This window comes from Nostoc sp. 'Peltigera membranacea cyanobiont' 210A, from assembly GCF_002246015.1.
GTDB lineage: Bacteria > Cyanobacteriota > Cyanobacteriia > Cyanobacteriales > Nostocaceae > Nostoc.
Genome location: NZ_NOLJ01000004.1, coordinates 417,118 through 442,370, shown reverse-complemented (window position 1 = coordinate 442,370; position 25,253 = coordinate 417,118). Strand labels below are relative to the sequence as shown.

Annotated in this window: 25 protein-coding genes; 9 read left to right on the top strand and 16 right to left on the bottom strand. The window is 43.5% G+C overall.

Annotated elements, in window-relative coordinates; genetic code table 11:
• Positions 1–61 precede the first annotated feature (61 nt).
• Complete coding sequence (locus CDG76_RS14875) at positions 62–436, top strand: hypothetical protein (protein WP_094349758.1); 375 nt, start codon at positions 62–64, stop codon at positions 434–436.
• Positions 437–679: 243 nt separating this feature from the next.
• Here the strand turns inward: CDG76_RS14875 and CDG76_RS14870 are convergent, their stop codons facing one another.
• From CDG76_RS14870 to pipX, 6 genes are all read right to left on the bottom strand, one after another.
• Entirely contained in the window at positions 680–3,355 is a 2,676-nt protein-coding gene (locus CDG76_RS14870) for a DEAD/DEAH box helicase (RefSeq protein ID WP_094349757.1), read from the bottom strand.
• Positions 3,356–3,525: 170 nt separating this feature from the next.
• Positions 3,526–4,344 carry a pyrroline-5-carboxylate reductase gene (gene proC / locus CDG76_RS14865; protein WP_094349756.1) on the bottom strand — a complete coding sequence of 273 codons (819 nt, stop codon included), beginning with the start codon at positions 4,342–4,344 and terminating at the stop codon, positions 3,526–3,528.
• 17 nt (positions 4,345–4,361) lie between these two features.
• The gene (locus tag CDG76_RS36165) at positions 4,362–4,619 is read right to left on the bottom strand and encodes a hypothetical protein (RefSeq protein WP_143854091.1); all 258 of its coding nucleotides are present in this window, start codon (positions 4,617–4,619) and stop codon (positions 4,362–4,364) included.
• A 22-nt stretch (positions 4,620–4,641) separates the two neighbouring features.
• Positions 4,642–5,247, bottom strand: coding sequence for a cell division protein SepF (locus CDG76_RS14860; RefSeq protein ID WP_094349755.1), 606 nt, complete (start codon positions 5,245–5,247; stop codon positions 4,642–4,644).
• A gap of 367 nt (positions 5,248–5,614) precedes the next feature.
• On the bottom strand, positions 5,615–6,283 hold the full coding sequence (locus CDG76_RS14855) for a YggS family pyridoxal phosphate-dependent enzyme (protein WP_094349754.1): 669 nt from the start codon (positions 6,281–6,283) through the stop codon (positions 5,615–5,617).
• Entirely contained in the window at positions 6,280–6,558 is a 279-nt protein-coding gene (gene pipX / locus CDG76_RS14850) for a transcriptional coactivator PipX (RefSeq protein WP_069068710.1), read from the bottom strand. Before pipX ends, CDG76_RS14855 begins: the two co-directional genes overlap by 4 nt.
• Positions 6,559–6,735: 177 nt before the next feature.
• On the opposite strand from pipX, the gene CDG76_RS14845 reads away from it, so the two are divergent.
• Entirely contained in the window at positions 6,736–7,077 is a 342-nt protein-coding gene (locus CDG76_RS14845; RefSeq protein ID WP_094349753.1) for a hypothetical protein, read from the top strand.
• A 253-nt stretch (positions 7,078–7,330) separates the two neighbouring features.
• Positions 7,331–7,453, top strand: a complete 123-nt coding sequence (locus CDG76_RS39080; protein ID WP_262984329.1) for a hypothetical protein — start codon at positions 7,331–7,333, stop codon at positions 7,451–7,453.
• 61 nt (positions 7,454–7,514) lie between these two features.
• On the opposite strand, the gene CDG76_RS14840 is transcribed toward CDG76_RS39080, so the two are convergent.
• The 5 genes from CDG76_RS14840 to psaK form a co-directional block, all read right to left on the bottom strand.
• Positions 7,515–8,432, bottom strand: a complete 918-nt coding sequence (locus tag CDG76_RS14840) for an energy-coupling factor transporter transmembrane component T family protein (RefSeq protein WP_094349752.1) — start codon at positions 8,430–8,432, stop codon at positions 7,515–7,517.
• Positions 8,433–8,647: 215 nt separating this feature from the next.
• Positions 8,648–10,018, bottom strand: coding sequence for a ribosome biogenesis GTPase Der (gene der / locus CDG76_RS14835; RefSeq protein ID WP_094349751.1), 1,371 nt, complete (start codon positions 10,016–10,018; stop codon positions 8,648–8,650).
• Positions 10,019–10,356: 338 nt separating this feature from the next.
• Positions 10,357–11,553, bottom strand: coding sequence for a site-2 protease family protein (locus CDG76_RS14830; protein ID WP_094349750.1), 1,197 nt, complete (start codon positions 11,551–11,553; stop codon positions 10,357–10,359).
• Between the two features lie 280 nt (positions 11,554–11,833).
• Positions 11,834–13,207, bottom strand: coding sequence for a vanadium-dependent haloperoxidase (locus CDG76_RS14825; RefSeq protein ID WP_094349749.1), 1,374 nt, complete (start codon positions 13,205–13,207; stop codon positions 11,834–11,836).
• A gap of 337 nt (positions 13,208–13,544) precedes the next feature.
• Entirely contained in the window at positions 13,545–13,799 is a 255-nt protein-coding gene (psaK, locus tag CDG76_RS14820; protein ID WP_094349748.1) for a photosystem I reaction center subunit PsaK, read from the bottom strand.
• A gap of 121 nt (positions 13,800–13,920) precedes the next feature.
• On the opposite strand from psaK, the gene CDG76_RS14815 reads away from it, so the two are divergent.
• Positions 13,921–14,565 carry a phosphoribosylanthranilate isomerase gene (locus CDG76_RS14815; protein WP_094349747.1) on the top strand — a complete coding sequence of 215 codons (645 nt, stop codon included), beginning with the start codon at positions 13,921–13,923 and terminating at the stop codon, positions 14,563–14,565.
• A 50-nt stretch (positions 14,566–14,615) separates the two neighbouring features.
• Here the strand turns inward: CDG76_RS14815 and folE are convergent, their stop codons facing one another.
• From folE to CDG76_RS14790, 5 genes are all read right to left on the bottom strand, one after another.
• On the bottom strand, positions 14,616–15,323 hold the full coding sequence (gene folE, locus CDG76_RS14810) for a GTP cyclohydrolase I FolE (RefSeq protein WP_094349746.1): 708 nt from the start codon (positions 15,321–15,323) through the stop codon (positions 14,616–14,618).
• Positions 15,324–15,423: 100 nt separating this feature from the next.
• Entirely contained in the window at positions 15,424–16,149 is a 726-nt protein-coding gene (locus CDG76_RS14805) for an SDR family oxidoreductase (RefSeq protein WP_094349745.1), read from the bottom strand.
• Between the two features lie 355 nt (positions 16,150–16,504).
• On the bottom strand, positions 16,505–17,485 hold the full coding sequence (locus tag CDG76_RS14800; protein ID WP_094349744.1) for an acetyl-CoA carboxylase carboxyltransferase subunit alpha: 981 nt from the start codon (positions 17,483–17,485) through the stop codon (positions 16,505–16,507).
• A 112-nt stretch (positions 17,486–17,597) separates the two neighbouring features.
• Entirely contained in the window at positions 17,598–18,617 is a 1,020-nt protein-coding gene (locus CDG76_RS14795) for a long-chain acyl-[acyl-carrier-protein] reductase (protein ID WP_094349743.1), read from the bottom strand.
• Between the two features lie 170 nt (positions 18,618–18,787).
• The gene (locus CDG76_RS14790) at positions 18,788–19,486 is read right to left on the bottom strand and encodes an aldehyde oxygenase (deformylating) (RefSeq protein WP_094349742.1); all 699 of its coding nucleotides are present in this window, start codon (positions 19,484–19,486) and stop codon (positions 18,788–18,790) included.
• Positions 19,487–19,666: 180 nt separating this feature from the next.
• Here CDG76_RS14790 and CDG76_RS14785 point away from each other — a divergent pair, with 180 nt between their 5' ends.
• The 5 genes from CDG76_RS14785 to CDG76_RS14765 all read left to right on the top strand — a co-directional run bounded on the left by CDG76_RS14785 (position 19,667) and on the right by CDG76_RS14765 (position 25,162).
• Entirely contained in the window at positions 19,667–20,494 is an 828-nt protein-coding gene (locus CDG76_RS14785) for a carbohydrate ABC transporter permease (RefSeq protein WP_094349741.1), read from the top strand.
• A 207-nt stretch (positions 20,495–20,701) separates the two neighbouring features.
• Positions 20,702–21,028 carry a hypothetical protein gene (locus tag CDG76_RS14780; protein ID WP_094349740.1) on the top strand — a complete coding sequence of 109 codons (327 nt, stop codon included), beginning with the start codon at positions 20,702–20,704 and terminating at the stop codon, positions 21,026–21,028.
• Positions 21,029–21,442: 414 nt separating this feature from the next.
• Positions 21,443–21,691, top strand: a complete 249-nt coding sequence (locus tag CDG76_RS14775) for a hypothetical protein (RefSeq protein ID WP_094349739.1) — start codon at positions 21,443–21,445, stop codon at positions 21,689–21,691.
• Positions 21,692–21,860: 169 nt separating this feature from the next.
• Complete coding sequence (locus CDG76_RS14770) at positions 21,861–24,323, top strand: two-partner secretion domain-containing protein (RefSeq protein WP_094349738.1); 2,463 nt, start codon at positions 21,861–21,863, stop codon at positions 24,321–24,323.
• A gap of 524 nt (positions 24,324–24,847) precedes the next feature.
• Entirely contained in the window at positions 24,848–25,162 is a 315-nt protein-coding gene (locus tag CDG76_RS14765; RefSeq protein WP_094349737.1) for a hypothetical protein, read from the top strand.
• Positions 25,163–25,253: the final 91 nt, after the last annotated feature.

Sequence of the window (25,253 nt, the reverse complement as noted above, 5' to 3'; positions counted from 1 at the left end):
CTTGAAGTTTGAAAGTGAATCGAATACCCTAAACTAGTAGACAAATTTTTCAAGGAAATCTATGAACAAAAAAATTCTTCTGAATTTGCTTTCCACTTCCTCAATTTTTGTGTCGATGATGTCTACGCTGGCGGTATTTAATCCTGCCCATGCTAGTATGACTCAGCGATTAATGCACACACAAGACGGCCGTACCTGTATCACGAACCCACATGGTGGAAAAGATTTTGTGTGCATTCGAGATTCAGAGAGAAAGCAACCTTATACCTCTACACGTTCCTCAACTATTGCCACATCAGTATCAAATCGGAATGTTGCCATGTTGAACTTTACTGAAGAGGAAAGCGATGCTGCAATTAAGGTCTTTGGTTGCGACTGTCCATTGTGTGTAAATTCTTTGCGTCAGTTGCGCGGTACTGGAAACTTGGTGTACTAAGATTGAATAGCGTTGATAGCGACTATAACTTTTGTTAGATACACGTGATTAATCACGTATAGAAGATATACAAAACCGAAAAAGCATTTTTAACGAAGTACCAGTACTATTATTTGGTTAAATGTAAATTCATTGTAGAGGCAATTCATGAATTGCCTCTACAGCGTTTAATTTTGCTTAAGTCCTGAGAGATAAAGACGCATAAAAATTCTCAAGTAGTCTGTGTGCTTAAGAGCGTCTTGTTTATTCAACCACTTCATTCACCGGGAATCGATCAATCAGCTGCATCGCCCGATAGGCATTGCGTTGGAAAGAGTCTGGCAAATGGGGGACGTGGGGTATCTGCGACAATAAATCCAACGTCCGGCGTAAAATTCTCACCACATCGCCTTCATCTAAAGTGGTGTTCTCACAGAGTTCTGTCCACTCGATTCCTAGCGCCCATTGTTCCACTATGGCAATTAACTCAAATTCCAACCATATTGGCAGCGCTACGTTATACCGCCGTTGTAGTTGGAACATTTGGCGACGAATTCCCCGCAATTTTGCTAAGGCTTCTGCAACTTCATTACTAAGCTCAAAGTTAACCTTGCTATCTGGACGGGGCGTTTCCATCACCAAACCGGCGGCGGCGGCGGCTAAATGATGCGGATCTAAGTTGTCTAATTCACCACTAGCGAATACTAAACCCAGCCACAATTCATTCTCGCCTCGAATGGCGGCAGCAATTCGCCCTAATACTGTGGGCACTAGGTTATCCAAAGCGCCAAAGTGTTGCAGAATTGCAATTAAATTCAGAAACTCTTCCCAATGACGTTGTGACTGCTGCTCTACTTGCCCTTGCAACTGTTCAAGTTCGGCTTCTAGTTCCACATAGCGGGCGCGGCGCTTGAAAAGCGTGGCAGCATTGCCTGATTGATGTAGGGGATGAGCTTCTAATTGCTCTTGGACGGCGGTAGTGCGACTGAGTTGTTCTGCTACTTCTGGTGCCAGATGCAATGATTCTATCGGATCGGGAATATGGGCAGCGATCGCAAAGGTTTCTTGATTACCCCGGCGCGACTGCCCTGGTTTCAATGGCATCTCTGGCGGTGGCAGGATATCAGGTGGCACTTCAATTCGCGGCAGTTCGGCATACAAATCGACTACATCCCCTGTGGTTGCCACATACCAACGGTTATCGTGTCCCAAGCATACCAAGTAAGGAGCTTGACCAGAACCAGGCGATTTGCCCACTAACACTGCGGTTACGGGTGTAGACACTGTGATGTTTTTACCTTTGAGACTCAACAGAGTTCCTGACACTGCAAATCCCAACATCATCCCCAATTCTTCTTGTCTATCTTCCTGCGCTTGCTCTTGCAAGGTTTTCAATATCTGGCGTTCCACTTTCAGGCGTTGCCGCAATTTCTCATAAATAGCCAGTTCATTTTCATCGACTGCGGCGATTTGCTCATGAAGTTGAGCTAATTGTTTTTGCAGTTCAGCAATCTCATCGTATTCTGGCCGTAAATGCAAGGTGGCCATGTACTGCCCAAAGCTACGCTCTATTAGTTCCCTAGTTTGCTCTAGGGTGTGTGTTTGCAGCAAGTTTAGTACCATGCCATAACTGGGCGTAAACTGGCTTACAAGGGGGTCTGGCTTGGATGTTCCCAAATACGCGGCTTCTTTGGCTCCTTCAAAGGGAGTTTGGACTGTCACCACATGACCTTGTTTATCCATCCCTCGACGGCCTGCCCGTCCCGCCATTTGCAAGAATTCGGAAGCGTTCAACAGGCGGTGTCCGGTGTCGGTACGCTTGGAAAGGGTAGAAATTACCGTTGTCCGGGCGGGCATATTAATTCCCGCTGCGAGTGTCTCAGTGGCAAATACTACTTTAATCAGCCCTTGCTGAAATAGTTCTTCTACCAGTGCTTTCCAAGCAGGTAAAATTCCAGCGTGGTGGGCAGCAATTCCTCGGTACAGGGGTGCAATTTGTCCAGAACGCCCAGCTTCGGGATTACGGGCTAAAAAGTCATCAATCTGTTCCCGTAAAATTTGCGACTCTTCACTATTTACCAGCCATAAATCACCCACTTCCGCCACTGCTTTATCACATCCCCGGCGGCTGAAGATAAAGTAAATTGCTGGGAGCATATCCCGTTGTTCTAACTGGCTCAAGGTATAAATTATGCCAGGAGCTTCAGGTCTGCCATTTCTTCCCCTATCCCTTTCTCCCCCTTTCCCCTTCTTCTTCTGAAGTCTGGGGTTAATTTTGGTTTTGCTATCATTTAGCAGGGGGAATAACCCTTTAGGATTGCAAAAGTGAAATTCCAAGGGTACTGGGCGAAAATCGGAGTAAATCAGGTCTGTTGGCCCGTGAACGCGATTTAGCCAATCGGTGAGTTGATCGCTATTGGCAACCGTTGCTGAGAGGGCTGCCAGTTGCACTTCACGGGGACAATAGATGATTGATTCTTCCCAAACAGTACCGCGCTGGCGATCGTTCATGTAGTGGCATTCATCAAGTATTACCGCTTCAACGTCTACTAATGAGATGCCGATTTGCCCAATGGGTGTACCATAGAGCATATTTCGGAAAATTTCTGTGGTCATTACCAAAATCGGCGCATCCCTGTGAATGGAAGCATCTCCAGTTAATAGCCCGACTCGATCGAACCCGAATTTTTCTCGAAAGTCACGTAATTTTTGATTCGACAGCGCCTTCAGGGGAGTAGTATAAAACACGCGTTTTCCTCGCGCTAGGGCGCGATAAATGGCGTATTCCCCGACTAATGTTTTGCCCGAACCTGTGGGGGCACACACAACAACGGAGCGTCCAGCGTTCAGGGACGCGATCGCTTCTTTTTGAAACTGATCCAGATCAAAGGGAAATATAGACCCTAAGTCAAGTTCTGGAGACGGTGCAGGATAATTCACTCAATCACATTTGCAACCAGATTGTTTACTATACTAACGAGTCTTTTGTCAACTTCGTTAGGGTATTGGGGATTGGGGATTGGGGATTGGGTATTAGGTATTAGGTATTAGGTATTTAAGAAGAATTTCAGCGCCTAGTCCCCAATCCCTAGTCCCCAATCCCCAGTCTCTCATTTTCCCAGCTCTTGCGATCGCTCTGTGGCAGCTTTGACTGCTTCAATTAAAGCGGAACGAAATCCTGCCTGTTCTAGCTTGGCAATTCCGGCAATGGTTGTACCGCCCGGACTGGTAACGCGATCTTTGAGTTCTGCTGGGTGCATTTTGGTTTCATGTAACAGTTTCGCTGTTCCCAGTACGGTTTGCAAGGCTAGTTGATTGGCAATTACTCTAGGTAAACCTGCGGCTACTCCGCCATCTGCAAGTGCTTCTACTAACAACGCCACGTAAGCGGGGCCGCTACCAGATAGTCCTGTAACTGCATCCATCAGCCCTTCTGAAACTTCTACGACTTCACCTACAGCAGAAAAAACTTGCTGTGCTATTTGGTGATGCTTGGCATTGGTATATGCACCTAAACAAATTGCGGTAACTCCTGCTCCCACCGTTGCCGGGGTGTTGGGCATTGCTCTAATCACTGGCAATTGCACAAATGCAGCTTCTAGCTGACTTAAGGGCACACCCGCCAAAATAGAAATGATGAGAGGTGAATGTTCTCTATTAAGAATATCAATATCTGCTAATTCTTGAGCGATCGCACTAAATACCTGCGGTTTCACTGCCAAAAATAGAACTTCTTTTGCTTCCGTGAAAACCTGACTATTATCTGTCGTCACAGCAACACCGTATTGCTGCTTTAAAAAATCTAAGCGTGAAGATAGCGGTTCGCTAACTATAACTTCTGATGATTGATAAATTCCACGCGCAATAAGGCGGGATAAGAGCGCTTCTCCCATTACCCCACCACCAATTAAGCCAAATTTTATAGTCATTAGTCATTAGTCATTAGTCATTGGTCATTAGTCATTTGTCGTTTGTCATTTGTCACCATGAGCAAAACCCAGGACAAATGACATAGACGCGTCAGCGGTGAAGCAGCGCTGTCTTCTCCCAAGGGCGATAGCGCCGGCGGCAAGCGAGTCCGCGTTCGCGTAGCGTCTCGTAGAGAGCGTCTGGGGGTTTCCCCCATGAGCGACTGCTGAACCCGTTGGCGCAGCCTCTCGTAGAGAAGGGCTTCCCGCAGGGTAGGACAAAGGACAAAGGACAAAGGACTAAATACTAATTTAACTTTATTGTGCCATCCGGTTAGTTTCGTTGCCCCAGGTTTGATTTGGAGTACCTGTTGTCGGGCGAGAAGGACGTACTGGTGGTTGTGGTACTTCATGAAGGACGCCACCTTGGGTACTAACTTGGACACAACTTGGTGTAAACAAAAAGATGCTCTCACCGATGCGCTCTTGATGTCCATCTAGTGCGTAAGTACCACCTGCAACAAAATCTACTGCTCGTTGAGCTTGATCGGGGTCCATGATTGTCAGATTTAATACCACTGACTTGCGTTCGCGCAACGCTTGAATTGCCTGGGGCATTTCTTCAAAGGTGCGTGGTTCGAGTACTAAAACTTCCGAAATTCCGTTAATTGCTCCTGGCATACCAATCACATTCCCCATTGGCTTTGAACCTGCTGTCATATCATCTCCCATTGTAGGCACTGGTTCCCGCCAGCGTCGATTTTGAGCGGCTGGACTCTCTTGTGGTGCTGGCTGGGGATTTTCTTGCTGATACAGATTTTGATAATTACTATTATCTGTTTCTGGTTCTTCTTCGTAATACTCGTATTCCACTTGCTCATTTAGACCCACAAAGTCTCTGAGTTTGGAAAAAATGTTGTTCATTGTGTGTGTACTCTCCTGGTGCGAATAGCCTGTATTGACTTGGCTGAGGATTAGTTGAGATAGGAGCGACCGCTACATCGGTGGATACTTCAGCAAGTGTATTGCTATTTGTAGCTCATACTACGGGTTTTGGCGATGAACTGACACTTATTGGAAAGGTCTGTGCATCGCCTAAACATAATAATGAGTCAAAATTATATCCTAAGGTTTATCCGAAGGAAACTTCTTTATACCCCATTTTCCTTTGGCGATTGCTCTTGTCAATACTATATCCTTTGTTTCGGATTGCACCAGTCTGTTACAAAATTCTTGTCATCAAATCCTTAGCTTCTATTAATACTGAAGAGTAAGGCTGATGATTAATTGGCTAAGAGCGATCGCCAAACAAGATTGTTCCTAATCGTACCATCGTTGCGCCTGCTTGCACTGCCAGTTCGTAGTCGCCTGACATACCCATAGATAGGTGCTGCATTTTAATATGCGACCAATTTTGCTCCTGGATTTCTTTGGCTAGCTCACGATTGAGATTAAACACATTGAGAATTTCGGAATCTTTTAATCCTGATGGCGGAATTGTCATCAAACCTTGAATTTGTAAACTTTTGTATTGATTGAGTGTGGGTAAATCAGCCAAAAGTTCTGGCACACTCCAACCAGACTTGTTGAGGTCGGGGAGAATTTTCACTTGCAGGCAAACCTGGGGACTCACTCCTAGCTGTTGCGCCAATTGGTCTAAGCGCTGTGCCAGCTTCAAATTATCCACGGAGTGAATCCAAGGGAAATGCTCGATGGCTTTTTTGGCTTTATTGCTTTGCAAATGTCCAATAAAGTGCCAGGTAATATCCGGTAAATCTTGCAACTCGGCTTGTTTGCTGGCAGCTTCTTGGATACGACTTTCCCCGAAATCACGAATTCCGGCGTTGTATGCAGACCGAATGGCCTGGGCAGAAACTTGCTTGCTAACAGCAATCAATTTGACTGATGTTGGTAGTGAGGAGCGAATGGAAAGAATACGTTCGGAAATCGAACTGTTCATTGGAAGGTGCGCTGGAAAACACTCTGAAGCTGATCGTACTCCTGAGAATGCCCACTGCGCCGCAGGGTACGTAAGCGATTTTCCAACATCATTCTTGCCTCAGTACGTCCTAGAGACTGGAATTTCACACCTTTAACGTCATTTGCCACCAAAAAAAATAAGCGCTGGGCATAAAGTGTGGTGAACAAATCCTGGTTCTCATCAACCATACAGATTTTGTAAAGTAAACCCCAAGTTGGATGGTTTATGTAAGTTTCTGCGTTTTCTGGATTCATTTAAGAGTCAAGGTGTAGTCAAGGTGGAAGTATATATATCTTTTCGCAGTGAATTCCAAACATTCAGACGATAATACCAACATTCGTCAGAATATTTGGTTAAAATGCGAAGCTGCGGTTACGAAGACCTTGATCTAGTTCCTAATGGGCAGATGAAGCTAGTGGTAGTGAAGCGTAATGGTACAACAAAAGCCGCGAAGCGTAGATTCAAAGAGTAGAGGCTGGTGGAGAAATATCACCATCTGCTTTGGTGACTTCATTTTACTAATCTGTAGGGACAAGGCACAAAATATTCCCGATCCTCTGGTTGAAAGTTCGACGTGGGAAGGAAAAACACCCTTTGAAATTCCCAACGGCAACGGCGAATTTTTCAACTTCTTTCCATACTGCCACAACTGTCGCCCAATGGCACAAAATTGGGTACTGGAAAGAAAACTATCATTTATGCAAAAGGTCTATCGATTATCTAGCAAAAAAATTGTAGGTTGGGTGGAGGCTTTGCGTAACCCAACATCCTGATATATGTTGGGTTGCGCTCTGCTCCACCCAACCTACGTCTACGTGCATTTCAAAAATCAAATAGTAGTCCTATATCATTTATGCAAAAGGTCTATCGATTATCTAGTATTTTCAGTGGTGTAATTGGTGCCTGAGCATTGTGCAGAGATTCATAAGGGTACTCGGTCAAAATCTTGAGATTAGTTTGTAGTGTTCGCGTAACGCTGGTTAATAGCTAAAATCTACAGGAAATGGTAGGGGATCAATTTTATGGGTGAGTAGCTGTTCAATTTACCCTACCATATCGTTACCTATAGCTCAATCCGGTTCGGTTAAGGCAGACGCGATGAATCGCCGTCTCTACAATAATCAGTCTTTGGTAGAGACGGCGATTTAATGTTTTACTTCTGACTCTTGAATTCTGCTGTATTACCTCTTACCATTTTATCGGCGCAAAATTACGCCTGAGTTCCTATAGCTAGCCGTATTCCCCAGAATAAGATTAAAGTTGCGATCGCCAGCCAGTCACGCCCTTTTAATCGTAAGTCGTGCCACTGCACTCGATGCTCATTCGGACTGGTAAAACCCCTTACCATCATGGCATTTGCCATTTGATCGGCTCGTAAGAGGAGATTTTCTAAAAGTCTCTCTGCAACTGTCATCCAAACCTTGAATGCTCCTTTTAATCCCAGCTTTTTCCAATTAATTGCCCTTGTCATCACGGAGCGAAATAAGTTTTGCACTTCTTCTAAAACCAAGGGAATAAAGCGCAAAGACAAAGTTAAAGTTAAAGCAATTTCTGTGACAGGCAACTTGAAGCGTCGCAAGGGTTGCATTAGGCTTTCTATGCCAGATGTGATTTCTTCTGGTGCAGTTGTCAGCAGATAGAGGTTGGTACTGTAAATTACGGTAAATATAAGTGTACTCAGACGTACTGCCAAACTCAAGGAGTAGCGAGTCACTTTAACCGGGCCTTTGTGAAATAGCACGTAACTGTATGCTTTTTTCTCAGCTGCTGGCTCTTTAATATTATTGGAGTTTGCTGGCTGGGTTAAGATTTGTTCATTAGCTGGCAGACGTGACTGATAATCTACACCCAGTCCATCAGGACTGATGGCTGCGATCGCTAGCACAAAAAACGATAACATTAATAGCCAACCCATTTGCTGCTGCCATACGCGTCGAGGAATTCTCGCAATCAAGGTGGCAACGATTAATATTACCACCAGCAGCACCCGCCAAAAGTTGTTGGCTAAAACATAGCTTGTTAAAAAGCTCATCAACCAGGCGAACTTGACTCGCGGATCGATTTTATGCAGCCAAGTTTGGGGTTGTTCTAAATAAAGTCCAAGTGGCAGCGATCGCAATAAATCCATTTTAGAGTTACGAGTGAGAAATGAAGAGTTAGGAGTTTTGACTTTAACTCATAACTTTTACCTTATGCCGCTATCAACTTGAGTTTGATAGGGTTCTATAATTAGCAAGTTTGGCTTTAACTCATAACTCTTGTACAAACGCGATTAATTGCATCTCTCTTGTACAGACGCGATTAATTGCATCTCTCTTGTACAGACGCGATTCATCGCGTCTCCTAACTTATTTTGACGCGAGTGGCTCTATTAACATTACCACTTTCGGCATCACGTACTTTCTTGCTCCGCCACAGCAAAATTATTGGCGTGCCTTTAAATCCTAGCTGTTGACGAAATTGCCGTTCAATGTAGCGACGGTAGTTGTCATTGAAGCGTTTCGAGTCGTTGACAAATAGTGCGATCGTTGGTGGTTGGCTACTAACTTGTGTACCATAATAAATCTTACCCTGACGCCCACCACGAGATGCTGGGGGTGAATGCCAACTGACGGCATCTGTTAAAACTTCGTTAATTACTGATGTGCTGACACGGCGTTTGTGTGATTCTGCTGCCGTTTTCACCAATTCTAAAATCTTTTCTACCCGTTGCCCTGACAAGGCACTCACAAAGATTGTTTCTGCCCATTCGGTAAAATGTAACCGTGATTGCAGAGTTTTTTCGTAGTCGTAGATTGTGTAAGAGTCTTTTTCGACAGCATCCCACTTATTAACGACGATGATGCAAGCTCGACCTTCTTCGATAATCCGCCCAGCTAATTTTTGGTCTTGCTCAGTAACTCCATCTACAGCATCTATTACTAATAAAACCACGTCAGCGCGGCGAATCGCTTTGAAAGCCCGGTTAATACTAAAGAATTCTGTGCCGTATTCGATGTGTTTCTTTTTGCGAATCCCGGCAGTGTCAATCAAGCGGTAGGTTTGTCCTTCCCGTTCAATGACAGTATCAATAGCATCGCGGGTAGTGCCAGAAATGGGGCTAACAATTGCCCTTTCTTCGCCGACAAAAGAATTGAGTAAGCTCGATTTGCCGACATTCGGGCGTCCCACAATTGCTACTTTGATTTCATTCGTGTCTGGGATGTCTTCAATCGCAGGGATGTGATTAACTAACTCGTCGAGTAACTCTCCTGTACCACTGCCATGAATCGCGGAGATGGGGTAAGGTTCGCCCAATCCCAATTCCCAAAATTCGGCAGCTTGCATCAAGCCTTGTTCTGGCGATTCACATTTATTTACAGCTAGTAGTACAGGGACGGGTTGTTGGCGCATCCATTCGGCGATTTCTAAATCTGCCGATGTGGGGCCTGTTTGACCATCGACAACAAAAATAGCGCCACAAGCTTCTGCAAGGGCTGTCATTGCCTGTTGGCGAATCAGTGGTAAAAATTCGGTATCATCATTAAAAACTAAACCACCAGTGTCTACCACTAAAAATTCACGACCATTCCAGAAAGCTGGAAGATAAGTGCGATCGCGTGTCACTCCCGGTTCATCATGGACAATCGCCGTTTGTTCCCCGGCGAGTCGATTAACCAGGGTGGATTTGCCCACATTTGGGCGTCCGATAATTGCAACAATTGGCAGTGCCATAAAACCAGGGTAAGTGAGAGGTGTAGTATATCACGTTCCTACATTTTACTCACTTTAAACTGGAAGTTTTAATTTAATTTTTGGGGATTGGGGACTGGGTACTGGGGATTGGGGACTGGGGACTAGGAAAGAAAGGATGAGTAATATCTGGTTGGGTTCCAATGCCCAATGCTCAATGCTCAATCCCCATTTATTCAGTGATGCCATACTTTGAAAAATAAAAAAGGTAGGAAGTCCTACCTTTTACCCAAAAAAAGCATTTTGTAACCAAATACCAAATTCAATATCACACACGCTTTTGACGTATCTATTGCAAACCTATGACGAGGATGTGACGTTTAATTTGTAGCTGATTTCGCGATTACTCCCAGTTGCAACCCAGATGGATAGCTACCTTCTTCCTTGATGCGTTTAATTTCAGCATCAGTTATCTGCAAATTTAACTTTTGTGCTAGCGATCGCACAATATCTCCCCGGTCAATGACACCAGCTACGGCACCCGCGGGAGAAAGGACGGTAATTCTAGGTAACTGCTCATTTTCTAGCTTATTAATTACCTCAGCGATCAATGTTGATTCTGTAACGGTAGGTATTTCTGTCAGGGGATGCACTATGCTATGTAAAGTTTCGGTTTCCCATTCACCCCTTTGGGTTAAACGGAAATCGTCAATGGAAACTAGACCCCGGTAACGTCCATCAGAAGCAGCAAAATAAACCTGTGAGGGAGTGGTTTCTAAGAGGTATAAATCGGCAAAGGAACGCAATGTCTGGTCAGCATCAATTACGCGAAAGTCACGAGTCATCGCATCGGCCGCCACCACTTTGAGTAGGCTTTCTTGCAATGTAGTCATGTTGTCATAGGTGTTAGCGTTGCGGACAGCAAACCAACCTAACAGCGCAATCCACAAACCAAGTACTAACTCCCTGGTGACGAAATCTACAACAAATCCGAAAGCGATCGCACTATAACCCAATATTTGCCCAGCCTTTGCAGCCCAGTGTACGGCTTGAAAACGATTACCTGTGATTTGCCATAGTGCTGCTTTTAATACTTGCCCTCCATCTAGAGGCAAGCCGGGAATCAGGTTAAATAGAGCTACCACTAAGTTAATTCTCGCCAAATCTCCGACCATGACACTGAGAGGATTAGTATCAGGAATCACAAAAGCTGCCACACGGAGCAGGAAAAATAGGATGATACTCACCAAAGGGCCAGCGATCGCAACTTGAAAGGCTTTGAAAGGAGTTTTAGATTCTTCTTCAATGGCAGCAATCCCGCCAAACATAAATAGGGTAATTGAATTAACTCTAATCCCTTGCGATCGGGCGACCAAGCTATGACCCAACTCATGTAACAACACCGAACCAAATAGCAACAGTGCCATAACTATTCCAGCACTCCAAGCTATAACAGGCCCCCATTCCTGATAAGCTACCCCAAAATTCAGGGTTGCCAACCCTAAAATCACAAACCATAACGGGTCTAAAAATAGGGGAATTCCAAATAATGACCCAATTCTCCAATTTGTTTGCATTACACTGCCCTAAAACTAGATATCGCCAGTAGTTCCTATACTGGAATATTTGCGTATATACTTATACATATACTTCTGAGCATCAATTCGGTAGTGCCGATTTAGGAAATGCTCTTATTTCTAGAATAGACAATTAATGCTTGTAAGCAAAATTCTGGAGTGGGAAGCAGGGGGAGAAATCAACTTTCTCACCCCCTTATTCCCATCATCTTGAGTTTGTCAGATTGAAAAAATAAAATTTATCGGACTTACAAATTGACAAAATCTGCTGTTCAATAATTTACTTAAAAGCAGCGACGACTTTATGGGCTACGGCTTTACCAACAATTTCACCGCCAGTAGCATCAAAGCACCAATGCACACCCAGATAAATACGACTGATCTTATTTTCTTCGATGGCTTCTCGAAGCGTAAAAGTTGCTTCATATCGCGGACGGACAGCACCAGTATTATCTGTTGTCTTGCCATTAAACTCATCAGAAACAAACTTGACAACAATTTCTTCAGGTGTCTTGGAAAGAAGAGCGGCAGCAACCTCAAAACAAGCTGAACCGAAAGTAGCATGTCCTGATGGATAGGCTGGGAAGTTTGGCGTACCATTGCTTCCAGGCGCACCGAATTTAGGTGCTGGAAAAGGGTTACTCCTGGGCGCACCCAATGGGAGCCAGAAGGGATCGCCTTTTTTACTACGAAGAATATTTCCGTCTCCCTGAGCAGGTAAGGCATTGCCATCGCAATCGTCACCAGGTGAAGGCCCCCAACCCGCTTCTGCCTCACGAATGCCTACAACAGGTCGCCAGAAGTCATAAGCATATTTCCAGTGCCATGCTGCAATTCCAGCATCAGCCATCGCAACATTAATTGCAGTCAATAGTTTGATTTTGCCGGAATGGGGAAGTGCTTTAAATTCTGGAATTTCAAGTACAACCTGATTGTAAAGACGTGGTGGAGTTCCAAGGAGGTTAGCGCCGTCGTAACCCCAAAAAATACCAATAATAGCTTTACGGCGAAAATCATCATTGCGCTGAGTAATGTCACTTTTCCCACATTCAATTACTTGGTCAAAAGCAACAGCATATTCCTCGCTATCTAAATGTGGCTGTTTACATAGGGGTGCATCAGTTACTACATCCTTAAGCACAAAGGGATTAACTAGCCCCCATGTACGGCCAAGAGTCATTTGTTTAGGGTTGAGAGGATCGGGGCGGTGGCGACCAGGCTCTAGACTATAGTTACTATCCATATCTGGCAAGCCTGAATTATCATTTTTACGAGCATTCAACCAAGCCAATGCAACTTGCTTGCCATAGTTCAGTGCTTCAGAGTCAACACCTACGTTAAGCTCCGCAGTTTCAGTGGATATAAATTCAACGAAGTCGGGATAAAGCTGCTCTGCCGCATAGATACCAGCACTCACTAATGCAGCAGTGCCTGTTGCTTCGTCATTGCCGATTCCTTTAGGTAGATTTGGTAAGGTTTCAAGTTGCGGATTAAGCTTCCCTGTAACTTTTGCGTAAGTATCGTGAGCAGCGAGGTGAATAATGGCTAGAGCGCGAGAGGTCTTGGTTGGTCCAGCATTATTTGGTTTGTGGTCGCCACTAAAATCTTTAGCAACAAGTTTTAAGGCTAAATCATTAATGTTTAAAATACTCATTTAGCAAATTTTCCCACCAATTAGAATTTTGAAGTCTTTGTTCTATTACCTCTCAGTTCTTAATCGATGAAATTATGCCAAAAAACACAAAAGTTAACCTGTGATTTTGATTAGCATCATTGTTCTTTCTCCTGCATGAATTAACTTATTGAGTCCCAGGAAGGGGATTAATCCTCTCTCAAGGGAAGGTTAATGCCTTCTTCTGTGAGTTAGAGTCACTACACAAAAGCTGAAGGTCTAATGCTCACAAGTTATCTTGCGGGAGAAAGAACCAAATCGTTTTTGAGAGTTTTAGATTTATGGAGACGTTATAAGCAACGCCTCTGTCATCCTAAAACTACAGACGACCGATGTTAGTCAGTCCTAAAACGATGCCAACGCCAATAATATGACCAAAAGCCATCGCTGCAACGAATGTTGGAATACTAATCGGCAGAATAGGGAACTTGGGGCCAACTAGAGGTTTTTCAATCCTAGTACTTAGTAAAACCATTACTAAGCTGCTGATGCTAATGATGATGCCTACTGTGGGATTCCACGCAGGTGTTGCGGGAACAGTTTCAGCTGCTGCTAGTAAAATAGAGGAAATCAAGCTTTTGTCTCCTGAATGGAAAAGTTAATGTAGACCTACAAAATTATAAAATTACAAGGCCCAAAAATTTTTTAGATAGTTTAGACTTTTCTGATGATTAGTTTAAATTTGTTAAATATTCATGCGCATTAAGATTTGCGGCATTACTCAACCACAGCAGTCTATAGCGATCGCCTCTCTAGGCGCAACGGCACTAGGATTTATTTGTGTGCCAAACTCACCTCGTTACGTAACTACATCCCAAATTCGGGCAGCAGTGGCAGAACTCCCCGCAAATATTGACACAATTGGGGTTTTTGCCAACGCTAGTATCCCTGAAATCAGTCAGATAGTTGCTGATTCTGGGTTGACTGGTGTGCAGTTACACGGAGATGAATTACCAAATTTTTGCTACCAACTACGTCAAGCTTTACCCAATGTTGAAATTCTTAAAGCACTCAGAATTCGTAGTCTTGAGCATCTTGACACAGCAGATGATTACATAAAATACGTGGATACTTTGCTACTTGACGCCTACCATCCGCAACAACTGGGTGGTACAGGCAAAACTTTAGATTGGACGATGCTAGAACAATTTAGTCCTAGTTGTCCTTGGTTTTTAGCAGGAGGATTAACAGCGGATAATATTGTGCAAGCCCTAAATCAGGTTAATCCTAGCGGCGTTGATTTATCTAGTGGTGTGGAACGGACACCAGGAGATAAGGATTTAGATAAAGTAGCACTCCTATTTCACAGTCTCAAGAACATTGAGTTACTTAGAAGTTAGGAGTCATCAGTTGTGAATTAACTCCTAACTTCTAACTCAGCACTCAGCACTTAAAAAAATGCTGGTTGGTGGCGAATTAAGTTAAAAAATTCTTCGCGGGTTTTGTGCTCCTCTTGGAACACACCAACCATTGCGCTAGTGACAGTCCAAGAACCTGGTTTCTGAACGCCACGCATTACCATGCACATGTGGCTAGCTTCCATCACTACAGCAACGCCTTGAGGTTCTAGAATGGTCTGGATTGCTTCGGCAATTTGACGAGTTAATCTCTCCTGCACTTGCAAGCGACGGGAATACATCTCAACAATCCGGGCCAGCTTACTCAGTCCGACAACTTTTTGGTTGGGAATATAAGCAACGTGCGCTCTACCCATAAATGGCAGCATGTGGTGTTCGCACAAACTAAAGAAGTTAATATCTCTAACTAGTACCATCTCGCTATGCCCTTCATCAAAGATGGCATCGTTAACGAGTTCTTCAAGGGATTGGTTGTAGCCACTGGTAAGAAACCGCATTGCCTCGGCTACTCGTTTGGGTGTTTTTAGGAGTCCTTCGCGTTCAGGATCTTCGCCAACGCCCAATATTAGTGTTCGCACCGCATCCTTCATTTCCTCCATCTGTTCCTCTTTTGGCGGGAACACATCTGGTTGTCGCCCGTTATGAGTATTGCGATCGGGTCTAGGAATTATGGCTTCTGCCAAGTCGGGAATCAGAGGCGATTGAGAGCAATTGGAACCGTTGGAACTAGCAATAGTCATGATTCAGTCTTGGTTATGGTTTTAATTTAGTTATGAGTTATGAGTTAGGAGTTATGAGTTAAAAATTCTAACTCCTAACTCCTAACTTCTAACTTCGCAATTAGAGTGCGCCAGCACTAGGCATCAGGGTCAATTCATCAATAACTGCCTGTTGTGGTAACAGAACTGTGTAGAGAATTGACTGAGCTACAATTTCTGGGGTTAACATTTTGGAACGGTCTAAGTTGACATGGACTGTTTCTGTATCCCAAAGTTCGGTATTGACTGCGCCGGGACAGATAGCTGTGACACGAATGCCGTGAGTGCGTTCTTCTTGTGCCAGGGTTTGAGAGAGGGCTATCAAACCAGCCTTGCTGACGCTGTATGCTCCCCAACCGGGAAAGGGTTGCTTGGCAGCAATTGAGGCGACGTTGATAATTGTGCCTGTGCCCCGATCGCGCATTGAAGGTAAAATCCCCACAATGCACTGAAACACGCTGGTGAGATTCAAGTTAATTACCTGCTGCCAGTCCTCTAGGGGAGTTTCACTCAAAGTAGCTGTATAAGCTATGCCAGCATTGTTTACCAGAATGTCTATATCACCAAAGTCAAGAGCGATCGCTTGGATCTTTTCTTTGACTTCGGAGAGTCGCGCTAAATCTACAGCGTAAGCTTTCGCTTCCACCCCAGTATGCTCTACGGCTTCTCTTACCGCCTCCAACTTATCCAAAGAACGGCTGACTAAGGCGACATCTATTCCCGCTTTGGCAAAGGCTAAAGCCGTTGCTTTCCCAATTCCACTACTTGCCCCAGTAATCAGGGCGCGTCGTTTTTGCTCAACACTCATGGTGTCTCCCAATTTTTTGGCAGTTCCCAAAACCTATTACCACCCCATTATTCACACTTCTTGGTTTGGATAGATTAAAGGAATCTAAAAATATGATGATTTCCATTAGGCAAATGCTATGATGCAGCACAATAGTCCCCACCTTCTGGGTTTTAGGAGTGAAGACAACAAGTTGTTGCCTGGAAAACCACGCCGTACATTCAAATTAGATTATTTACATAATACAAAACCCACTCAATCAAATTGAGTAGATTTCCCAAACATGCAAATGCCTATGGCTAGATTGTTAAAAATCTTTAAGCACATAGGCAATTATAGCATTGCTGCTTTACTAATAAATCATTATGCAGTGCCGTTAGTGGGCAACTTCTGTAAAAACACCAATTTTGCGGAATTTTTCATAGCGCAGTTGACGGCGTTCTGGAGCGGTTAAACGATTGAGTTCGTCTAAATTTTCCATCAGTACTTGCTTGAGAGTGGTAGCGGCTTTTAAGGGGTCGGAATGAGCGCCACCAGTGGGTTCAGGCAGTATTTGGTCGATAATTCCCAACTTTTTCAGGTCATGGGAAATAATTTTTAGCGCCACAGCGGCTTGAGGAGCTTTACCAGCATCTTTCCACAAAATTGCAGCGCAGGCTTCGGGAGTGGCGACGGTATAAACGGAGTGTTCAAACATGAGTAGGCGATCGCCTACACCAATACCAAGGGCGCCACCAGAACCACCTTCACCGATAACTGTGCAGATAATTGGCACATCTAAGCAAAACATTTCCCGTAAGTTGTAAGCGATCGCTTCTCCTTGACCTTGGTGTTCTGCTTCTACCCCAGACCAAGCTCCTGGTGTGTCGATAAAGGTTAGTATCGGCATACTAAACTTGTTGGCGTGTTCCATTAACCGCATGGCTTTGCGATAGCCGCCAGGGTAAGGCATTCCAAAGTTGCGGGCAATATTGTCTTTAGTATCGCGTCCTTTTTGATGACCCAACATCACCACAGGTTGCCCACTCAGACGACCAACACCACCAACTAAAGCCGGATCGTCACCACCACAGCGATCGCCATGCAATTCCATCCATTCATCACTAATTGCCTGAATGTAATCGAGAGTACTAGGGCGACGCGGATGACGAGCGACTTGCAATCGCTGGGACGGGGATAGACTAGTGAAAATTTCCTCACGTAGTTGCATGGCGCGTGCTTCTAGTTGACGAATTTGACCAGAAACATCGACGCCATTTTCTTCTGCAAGTTGCCGAATTTGATCGATTCGGGTTGCGAGTTCTGCTAGGGGCTTTTCAAAATCTAACAGTAGCGGTTTACGCTCGGTAGTTGCCATCGTAGGGGTTATAAGTACGAGTTATAAGTTATCTATCCTTTGTCAGTTGTCCTTTGTCCTTTGTCCTTTGCAAATAACAAATGACTAATGACTAATGACCAATGACCAATGACTAAACCAGCAGCGGTCTAAATCCATGTTTCACTGATACCTTACCAATCTGCTCCATTTTGTCTACGGTAATCTGATTCCGTCCCCACGAAAAGTTCGTGTATAACTTCTCAAATTCCAGCAGCATTGATTCGGCAAAACAAGCAAACAACTGGCGGGCTGGCACGTCCATATTGACGATTTTCATAATTTTCCAGTCAATATCCAGGGAATGCTCGACAATCCCACCATTTAACACAAATACACCAGGATGCTGAACTTTTGTTGCTAAGTTTTTAGGGTAGCCGCCATCAATCAATAAACAGGGTTGTTTCAAAGTGGTCGGGTCAATTTCTACGCCTCTGGGCATACTAGCAACCCAAACTACAACGTCAGCTTCAGGCAGTGCTTCTGTCAAACCCATGATTTTTCCTCGCCCCAGTTCGCCTTGCAGTTCTTTGAGGCGTTCTTGATCGCGGGCGATTAACAAAAGTTCTTTGACATCTGTTTTCGCATCTAGCCAGCGGGTAACTGCACTACCAATATCCCCAGTTGCCCCACATATAGCAACAGTAGCTTTTGATAGATCAATTCCCAGTTGTTTTGACGCTTCTTCCACCTGCTTACAAATAATGTAGGCAGTATGTGTGTTTCCTGTAGTGAAGCGTTCAAACTCTAGTTTAATGTTGCGGACTTGGCTAAACTGGTCTAACTTAAAGTTTTCAAAAATAATCGAGGAAAATCCGCCTAAAGCTGTAATGTTAATGCCATGCTTTTGTGCATGAGCCATCGCGTTGAGGATTTTGCGCGTCGCGGCTTTGATGCGCCTACTGGCCAGCATCTCCGGCAAAAAGCAAGATTCTACATACCGTCCTTCAATTTTTTGCCCAGTTACACTGGTGACAATAATGGTATCGACAATTTGCGGTGGGGCGCTACACCAAAAGTCTAGCCCTTGATCGGCATATTCTGGATATCCCAATTCTTTAGCTACCGATTGAGCGTGTTCTAAACTAGTCAGATGTCCAATTAGACCAAACATGTAGTGATTATTAGGCTTGTGCTGTCTTGAGGCGTGGAATATGTTAAGTGGTTCAGCAGTCCTGAGTCCTAAGTCCTGAGTTCTGAAGTTCTGATAAATTTGAACTACTCAGCACTCAGCACTCTTGTACAGACGCGATTAATCGCGTCTCTACTCAGCACTCTATCTATTTAAGCGGCTATGAGTCCGTAGGCTGACAAGCGCATGATATCGCGAGTCGTGAAGCCTATGTTACTTAATGCTTCACCGTATTGAATCATAAAGTCTTCTACTAAAGCATCTTTCTCCATTGCCATTGTGTGGGCATCACCCTCTACTTGGTTAAGCATTCTCCAGACTATAGGTAAGTTCTGGCGATTTGCAAGTTCAAGTTCAGCTTTGGATTCTGTGAAATGCTCTTTCAACCATACTTCTCCAAAGTTGAGATGGCTATATTCTTCTTTTACTACTCCTTCCGTGATTTTGCGGGCAAAAGCGTCGGCGACGGGGATGTAAATGTTATATGCTGCGATCGCAAAACATTCGATAATCAAAGACTGAATTAACAGACAAGTGACGACCTTGCCTTCCGCTGCTGCTGTTTGGAAATTCTGGTGTAATCCAGAGAAAAATTCCTTAGCAAATTGCAAATCTGGGGTAACATCCAAATTGCGTCCACAAGCTTCAAATCCTTTCTTGTGTCGGCTTTCCATCTTGGAGAGGCGAATCAATTCATCATGAGATTCTGGCAGCAGTTCGGCTAATGTGATGTAATTTTCATGGGCTTCTTGTTCCCCTTCAATCACGATCGCATTAATCCGGCTATAAGCATCTTTGTATGTTTCGCTCTTGAAATCTAATTCTTTAAATTGGTCTGCAAGCTGCTGCATGGTTATGTTTACTCCTGTAAACTTGAATTATTTGAAACCAGGATTCAATTTACCCTATGAACTGAGGGTAACAATCTCTGTGGTTTAATTTAACTTAACAAGTAGACTATGTTTATAGATTAATAGTTGCTGGGGGCAATGCTCTAGTACTAGCGAAATAAATGCTTTGCGGCTCAAGTTATGTCTAAACCAAACCCGAATGTGAAATCCGGTGATTTTTTGAGCCTAGTAATCTTACTGCTAGGGGCATTTATTGTTCTAATACCGCTGTTTGTGGTCTTTCTCACCTCCTTTGCACCAACGTCCGCCAGCCCAGAAAATTTGTTCAAAAATAACTGGTCTTTAGCAAATTACCGCGTTGCGTGGCAACAAGGAAAATTTTTGCTGGCGTTTGCTAATTCTACCTTGGTAGCGATCGCTGTGACGGCGTTTCAGATTGTCACTTCTGCTTTAGCTGGTTACGCCCTAGCACGATTGAAGTTTCGGGGACGCCAAGCACTGCTATTAGTCGTTTTAGCAACTTTAGTGATTCCCTTTCAGTTATTGGTGATTCCCATCTTTTTGGTATTGAAGTGGGGACACCTGATAAATACATACTGGGCGCTGATTTTACCCACTGCGGTTAGCGGATTTGGGATTTTCTTATTACGTCAGTATTTCCAGACAATTCCCGTAGAGTTAGAGGAAGCAGCAGCGATAGATGGGGCGAACCGACTGCAAATTTTGTGGCGGGTGATGTTACCTTTAGCCCGTCCGGCGTTGGTGACGCTGTTTTTGTTCACCTTCATCGGTGAGTGGAATGACTTGTTTAAGCCTCTAGTATTTACGACACGACCAGAATTAAGGACAGTACAACTAGCGTTGGCTGAGTTTCAGGAGCAGTTTACGAATAATTGGCCCTTGATGATGGCAGCAGTGACAATAGCGACAGTGCCAGTGATGGTATTATTTCTCATCGGTCAGCGTCAATTTCTTCAGGGTATTGCTGCAACGGGGATTAAGAATTAGTGGGGAAGGCGGTAAGTGGAAGCCCGATTTTAGTTACTAGACGAGACGCCAACTCGACAATAAATAATTTGAATTGGTATTACTTAAAAAATAGCTGTAAAGAAAATACCGCAGGAAAATTATGAACTTTTATGACACTGAGCGTAATCATTGCGAACTAAACTGAAGCAATAATTATACACATCCCGTCAGGAACAGAAAACACTCATGAGTTCTCAACAAGTCATAGATCCTCAAGTATTACAGCAGTTACAAGAAGAGATTCAGCAGAAAATGGATCAAAGCCTAGAAAACGCTGACTTACACTCAGTGCTTGAAAAATACGGCTTATTAGAATACAGAGTCTTGAGAATTCATTGGCAGTGTAATCTCGATCCCAATCAACTCAAATCTGATGATGCAGTTGATGAACAGGAACCCAATGCATTATTGGCACAAACTCCAACAGCTTCAATACCAGAAATTGTGTTAGTCAAAAAAGCATTGTGTATCCCTTGTCCATCAACTGGCAGCCCCTTGGGCTGCTACTGCTAAATAATTTAGTTTCTATATCAATACCTTCGCTATTTTTTGTAGGTTGGGTTTTGCTTCGCTCAACCCAACAAATCCAGCAGAAATGTTGGGTATCCTAAAGACGCGATAAATCGCCGTCTCTACGAAAGATTGATTATTGTAGAGACGGCAATTTATCGTGTCTCTTTTTCTAAAGAAATGTAAAGGGTATGAATGCGGTAATTGGATCGTTAGGAAGAATGTTTCATGTGATGTTAAAACACCTCAGAATCCCTCAACCCAGACCTTTATAATCCTTTACAAACAGCCTCTTAAATTTTTGATAACTAAATAAACCTAGATTACTGATTCAAATGTATAATACTGAAGTTTACTAAAGCTTGTCTACTGTGTAGCAATTGTTATTTTTTTCTTGAAAGAGGTGCAATATTAAGTATGAATAATCTTTCGTTCTGCGTTAAAGTTCTAGGAATTGCAATAGGTGGTGCGGTAGTTTTGTCCACGAACTCTGCTATTGCTCAAATTGAGCAGAACGGCAATTTACCTAATAATTATGGCGTTACAGTACAAGACAATATCAAAATAATTCCCGCTAGCGCCCAATATGAAACTAAACTATCTCGAAGTTTGAATGCATTGTGTATACCTTGCCCATCAACTGGCAAAGGATGGTGTAACTGCTAAATAATTTTATCTTTGGACTGCAAAGAGTTTATTCTAATGAATGTAAAAATACTAAACTTTGCTTTTTTGTAGTAGTTAATATACAGAGATCACATCAACGTTCTAACATAACTAATTAGCAAAAAGCAGTATTTTAGTAAACTCTGATTTTTTGAGCGCCAGTTATTTCATGTCTCAAACTAAAAGCAGTTGCCACTGGAAGTTAGGAATAGTGAGTACTTTAGTAATTGCTAGAGTGCTCATTTTTGCTGAGAGTTTTGCTCTAGCTCAAATTCAAAAAGATGCCACACTTGGATCTGAAAGTTCAATCATTACACCAAAGCTCATCGATGGTCAGCCTATAGACCAGATTGATGGTGGAGCAGTTCGTGGTACAACCTTGCTCCACAGCTTTGAAAAATTTTCTGTCTCTGCGGGAAGGACAGCCCATTTCAACAATGCAATCAATATTCAGAACATTATCAGTCGGGTGACAGGCAATTCTGTTTCTAATATAGATGGCATTCTCAAAGCTAACGGTACAGCCAACGTATTTCTGATTAATCCTAACGGCATTGTTTTTGGACTCAATGCTTCTTTAAATATTGGCGGTTCATTTGTGGCGAGTACGGCGAGTAGTTTGAACTTTGCTGATGGTACAAACTTTAGTGCTACATCTGGTCAAACTGCACCTCTACTTACAGAAAGTGTTCCTATAGGTTTACAATTCGGAACAAATGCTCAACCTATCCGCAATCAATCCCAAGCAAGTCCAAATAATGCAATTAATACCTTCGCACAAGGTGTTGGTCTACAGGTGCAGCAAGGTAAAACCATAGCACTTATAGGCGGTGATATAACGCTAGAGGGCGGAAATTTAACGGCAAGTGGGGGAAGAATTGAGTTAGGAAGCGTTGCTGGCAATAGTTTGGTCAGTCTGAATTCAACGAATCAAAGTTGGGCATTAGGATATGAAGGTGTTCAAAATTTTCAGAACATTCAACTAACCCAGCAAAGTCAGATTCCATCTACTCTAGATACCAGTGGCAAAGGTGGCGGTAATATCCACCTACAAGGACAGCGCGTACTAGTAAGTGACGGTTCACAAATTTTGGCTCTGACTCTGGGAGCGCAACCGGGAGGAAATTTAACAGTGAACGCTTCCGAGTCTGTAGAACTTGGACTAAATGCGTTCTTGTCTACTGGAACTTTCGACACTGGAAACTCTGCAAATATAAATATCACTACCAGAAAGTTGATTGTCAAAGATGGAGCGCAAGTCTTAATGTTCAATGTTGGTTCGGGATTGGCGGGGCAATTGACCATCAACGCCTCAGATTCCGTAGAACTAATCGCAGGCATCCCCATTTCTCCTTTGCCAGATGGTAGTGATCTAATATCCAGTGGATTATTTAGTGCAACTTTTGGCGCTCAAAATGCTGGCAGCATAATAATTAATACTGGAAAGTTACGTATTGAGGGAGGGGCAGCAATATCAACAAGTTCTGAGGGTATACTTGGGCGGTTTTCTAATCAATTGATACCAGCTACAGGAAATGGAGGAGATTTGATAGTGAACGCCTCTGAGTCCGTAGAATTAATTGGAACCTCAGCAAATGGTTCTAGGCTCAGTAGCTTGTTTGCTGGCACTCAAGGGCCTGGAAATGGCGGTAACTTGACCTTAACTACAGGGCGATTGATTATCAAAGATGGGGCGGCAATAACTGTGAGCAGTGAAGCTCGAAAGGGTGTTAACTATCAAGGGGGTGTACCCAACTTCGGTCTAGCAGGCGAACTCAATATAAGCGCTCGTTCTATCCTGCTGGATAAAGGAAAACTCACATCTAATAGTGAGTCAGGTAAGGGCGGTGACATTGGGGTACAGGTGCGGGACTCATTACTGATGCGTCGCAACAGTCAAATCTCTACTAATGCTGGAGGTGATAAAACTGGCGGTAATATTGCCATCAATGCACCTAATGGCTTTCTCGTCGCCGCTCCCTTCGGAAATAGCGATATTACCGCCAACGCCAACTTTGGTTCTGGTGGTAAAATTGCGATCGCCGCTAAGAATACCTTTGGGTTTGTGTCACGCACTCGTGCAGAGGTGGAGAGGCTCGATCCAAAAAGTATAAACCCGAATAACATACCAACAAGTGACATAACTGCATTTTCTCAGCAAAACCCTTCATTAAGTGGCACTGTACAAATCAACTCACCAGATGCTGACCCTAGTAAAGGATTAGTGGAACTACCTGTAAATCTGGTTGATGCTTCGCAGCAAATTGCTGCTGGTTGTAGTTCTGGTGGAGAAATAGGAAGAAGTTCATTTGTTACTACTGGGCGTGGAGGAATACAAGCCGATCCTACAGAGCCATTGATAGCTGATGATGCGGTGCTAGCAGATTGGATCGCACTCCCTCCAGAGAGTCATAATCGTGCTGAGGGTATTCAGAAAAGAGTGGTTATTCAGGCGCAGGGAAACACAGAAGAAAAATCACAGAAGGTTAATTCTGTTAATGAACCTACTCCAATTGTAGAAGCCCAAGGGTGGATTCTAGATGCCAATGGGAACGTGGTTCTGGTTGCTCAAGTACCCACTGCAACGCCCCATAACTCTTCGCTTGTCGCTACATCTTGCGGTGCTAATTAAAATTTGAGATTCTCAAACTTTTGTTGGTGCGTTGGCGTAGCCCATCGTAGATATCGCCTCTTTGCAATGAACTTTATACAAGCGATCGCTCTTTCCATTAAATCAGTGCGTTGGCGTAGATCGTCGTAGATATCGCTAATTCGCAATGAACTTTATATAAGCGATCGGCTTAATAAAGCCTGTGAGGTTATTCAAACTGTAAGCAGAGTGTGAGACTTGAGAACATATCAATTACTCGATTCTCTCTGAATGATAAACGCTCAGTAGCCAGATTCATCAATCCTTTAAAGAAATCCGGCAGAAATATATGAAGTTTTGTTACACGGTGCGTAATTATAACTAGTCAAACTGAAGTCATAATTATGGGAGTTCACAAGAGCTTTAGAAACCTAATGCTTTCATGCCACTCTAGATTCTGTATTCTTAATTCCTTCGTTATCAAACTGTACTAATCAAATACGCCTTATTTAGTACACCGCAAAATAATTTTACACATTTACCAGTCTGCAAGGAAAGTAAAAGTCATGGAACCTCAAACTTCACAGCAAACAGCCATTGATTCTGAATCATTGCAAAACTTACAAAAGGAAATCCAGCAAGAATTTATTAAAAACTTGAAGAAAGCTAATTTTGGGGAAATATTAGAAAAGTATGGTATTTCAGAAGAAAAAATACTAAAGTTTCAGTGCATTATTGACCTAAATAAAATTCAAGATAACAGTAATATTTCTGAGAAGCATAAAACTAAAGACTTTACAGAAAAAGCTCTGTTCCAGAGACCTAATAAGATAGTGGAATTAGATTGGTGTCCCCCAGAAGGTTTCTGTAGTTCACCGTAATAGTATTATCAACTTAACTGTTGTCGTATCAAATTATGAAAAAACTAAATAATACGATGATAATGGAAATTACATTTTTTTCGTAATTAAT

Coding starts and splice junctions, on each gene's coding strand:
- pipX (WP_069068710.1), bottom strand. CDS start 6,558: ATGAATCCAGAAAACGCAGAAACTTACATAAACCATCCAACTTGGGGT.
- CDG76_RS14800 (WP_094349744.1), bottom strand. CDS start 17,485: ATGGCAACTACCGAGCGTAAACCGCTACTGTTAGATTTTGAAAAGCCC.
- CDG76_RS14775 (WP_094349739.1), top strand. CDS start 21,443: ATGAATAATCTTTCGTTCTGCGTTAAAGTTCTAGGAATTGCAATAGGT.
- folE (WP_094349746.1), bottom strand. CDS start 15,323: ATGACTATTGCTAGTTCCAACGGTTCCAATTGCTCTCAATCGCCTCTG.
- CDG76_RS14815 (WP_094349747.1), top strand. CDS start 13,921: ATGCGCATTAAGATTTGCGGCATTACTCAACCACAGCAGTCTATAGCG.
- CDG76_RS14830 (WP_094349750.1), bottom strand. CDS start 11,553: ATGCAAACAAATTGGAGAATTGGGTCATTATTTGGAATTCCCCTATTT.
- CDG76_RS14860 (WP_094349755.1), bottom strand. CDS start 5,247: ATGAACAACATTTTTTCCAAACTCAGAGACTTTGTGGGTCTAAATGAG.
- CDG76_RS14795 (WP_094349743.1), bottom strand. CDS start 18,617: ATGTTTGGTCTAATTGGACATCTGACTAGTTTAGAACACGCTCAATCG.
- CDG76_RS14855 (WP_094349754.1), bottom strand. CDS start 6,283: ATGAACAGTTCGATTTCCGAACGTATTCTTTCCATTCGCTCCTCACTA.
- CDG76_RS14840 (WP_094349752.1), bottom strand. CDS start 8,432: ATGGATTTATTGCGATCGCTGCCACTTGGACTTTATTTAGAACAACCC.
- der (WP_094349751.1), bottom strand. CDS start 10,018: ATGGCACTGCCAATTGTTGCAATTATCGGACGCCCAAATGTGGGCAAA.
- CDG76_RS14780 (WP_094349740.1), top strand. CDS start 20,702: ATGAGTTCTCAACAAGTCATAGATCCTCAAGTATTACAGCAGTTACAA.
- CDG76_RS14765 (WP_094349737.1), top strand. CDS start 24,848: ATGGAACCTCAAACTTCACAGCAAACAGCCATTGATTCTGAATCATTG.
- CDG76_RS14875 (WP_094349758.1), top strand. CDS start 62: ATGAACAAAAAAATTCTTCTGAATTTGCTTTCCACTTCCTCAATTTTT.
- CDG76_RS14770 (WP_094349738.1), top strand. CDS start 21,861: ATGTCTCAAACTAAAAGCAGTTGCCACTGGAAGTTAGGAATAGTGAGT.
- CDG76_RS14845 (WP_094349753.1), top strand. CDS start 6,736: ATGGTACAACAAAAGCCGCGAAGCGTAGATTCAAAGAGTAGAGGCTGG.
- CDG76_RS14790 (WP_094349742.1), bottom strand. CDS start 19,486: ATGCAGCAGCTTGCAGACCAATTTAAAGAATTAGATTTCAAGAGCGAA.
- CDG76_RS14805 (WP_094349745.1), bottom strand. CDS start 16,149: ATGAGTGTTGAGCAAAAACGACGCGCCCTGATTACTGGGGCAAGTAGT.
- proC (WP_094349756.1), bottom strand. CDS start 4,344: ATGACTATAAAATTTGGCTTAATTGGTGGTGGGGTAATGGGAGAAGCG.
- CDG76_RS14825 (WP_094349749.1), bottom strand. CDS start 13,207: ATGAGTATTTTAAACATTAATGATTTAGCCTTAAAACTTGTTGCTAAA.
- CDG76_RS14785 (WP_094349741.1), top strand. CDS start 19,667: ATGTCTAAACCAAACCCGAATGTGAAATCCGGTGATTTTTTGAGCCTA.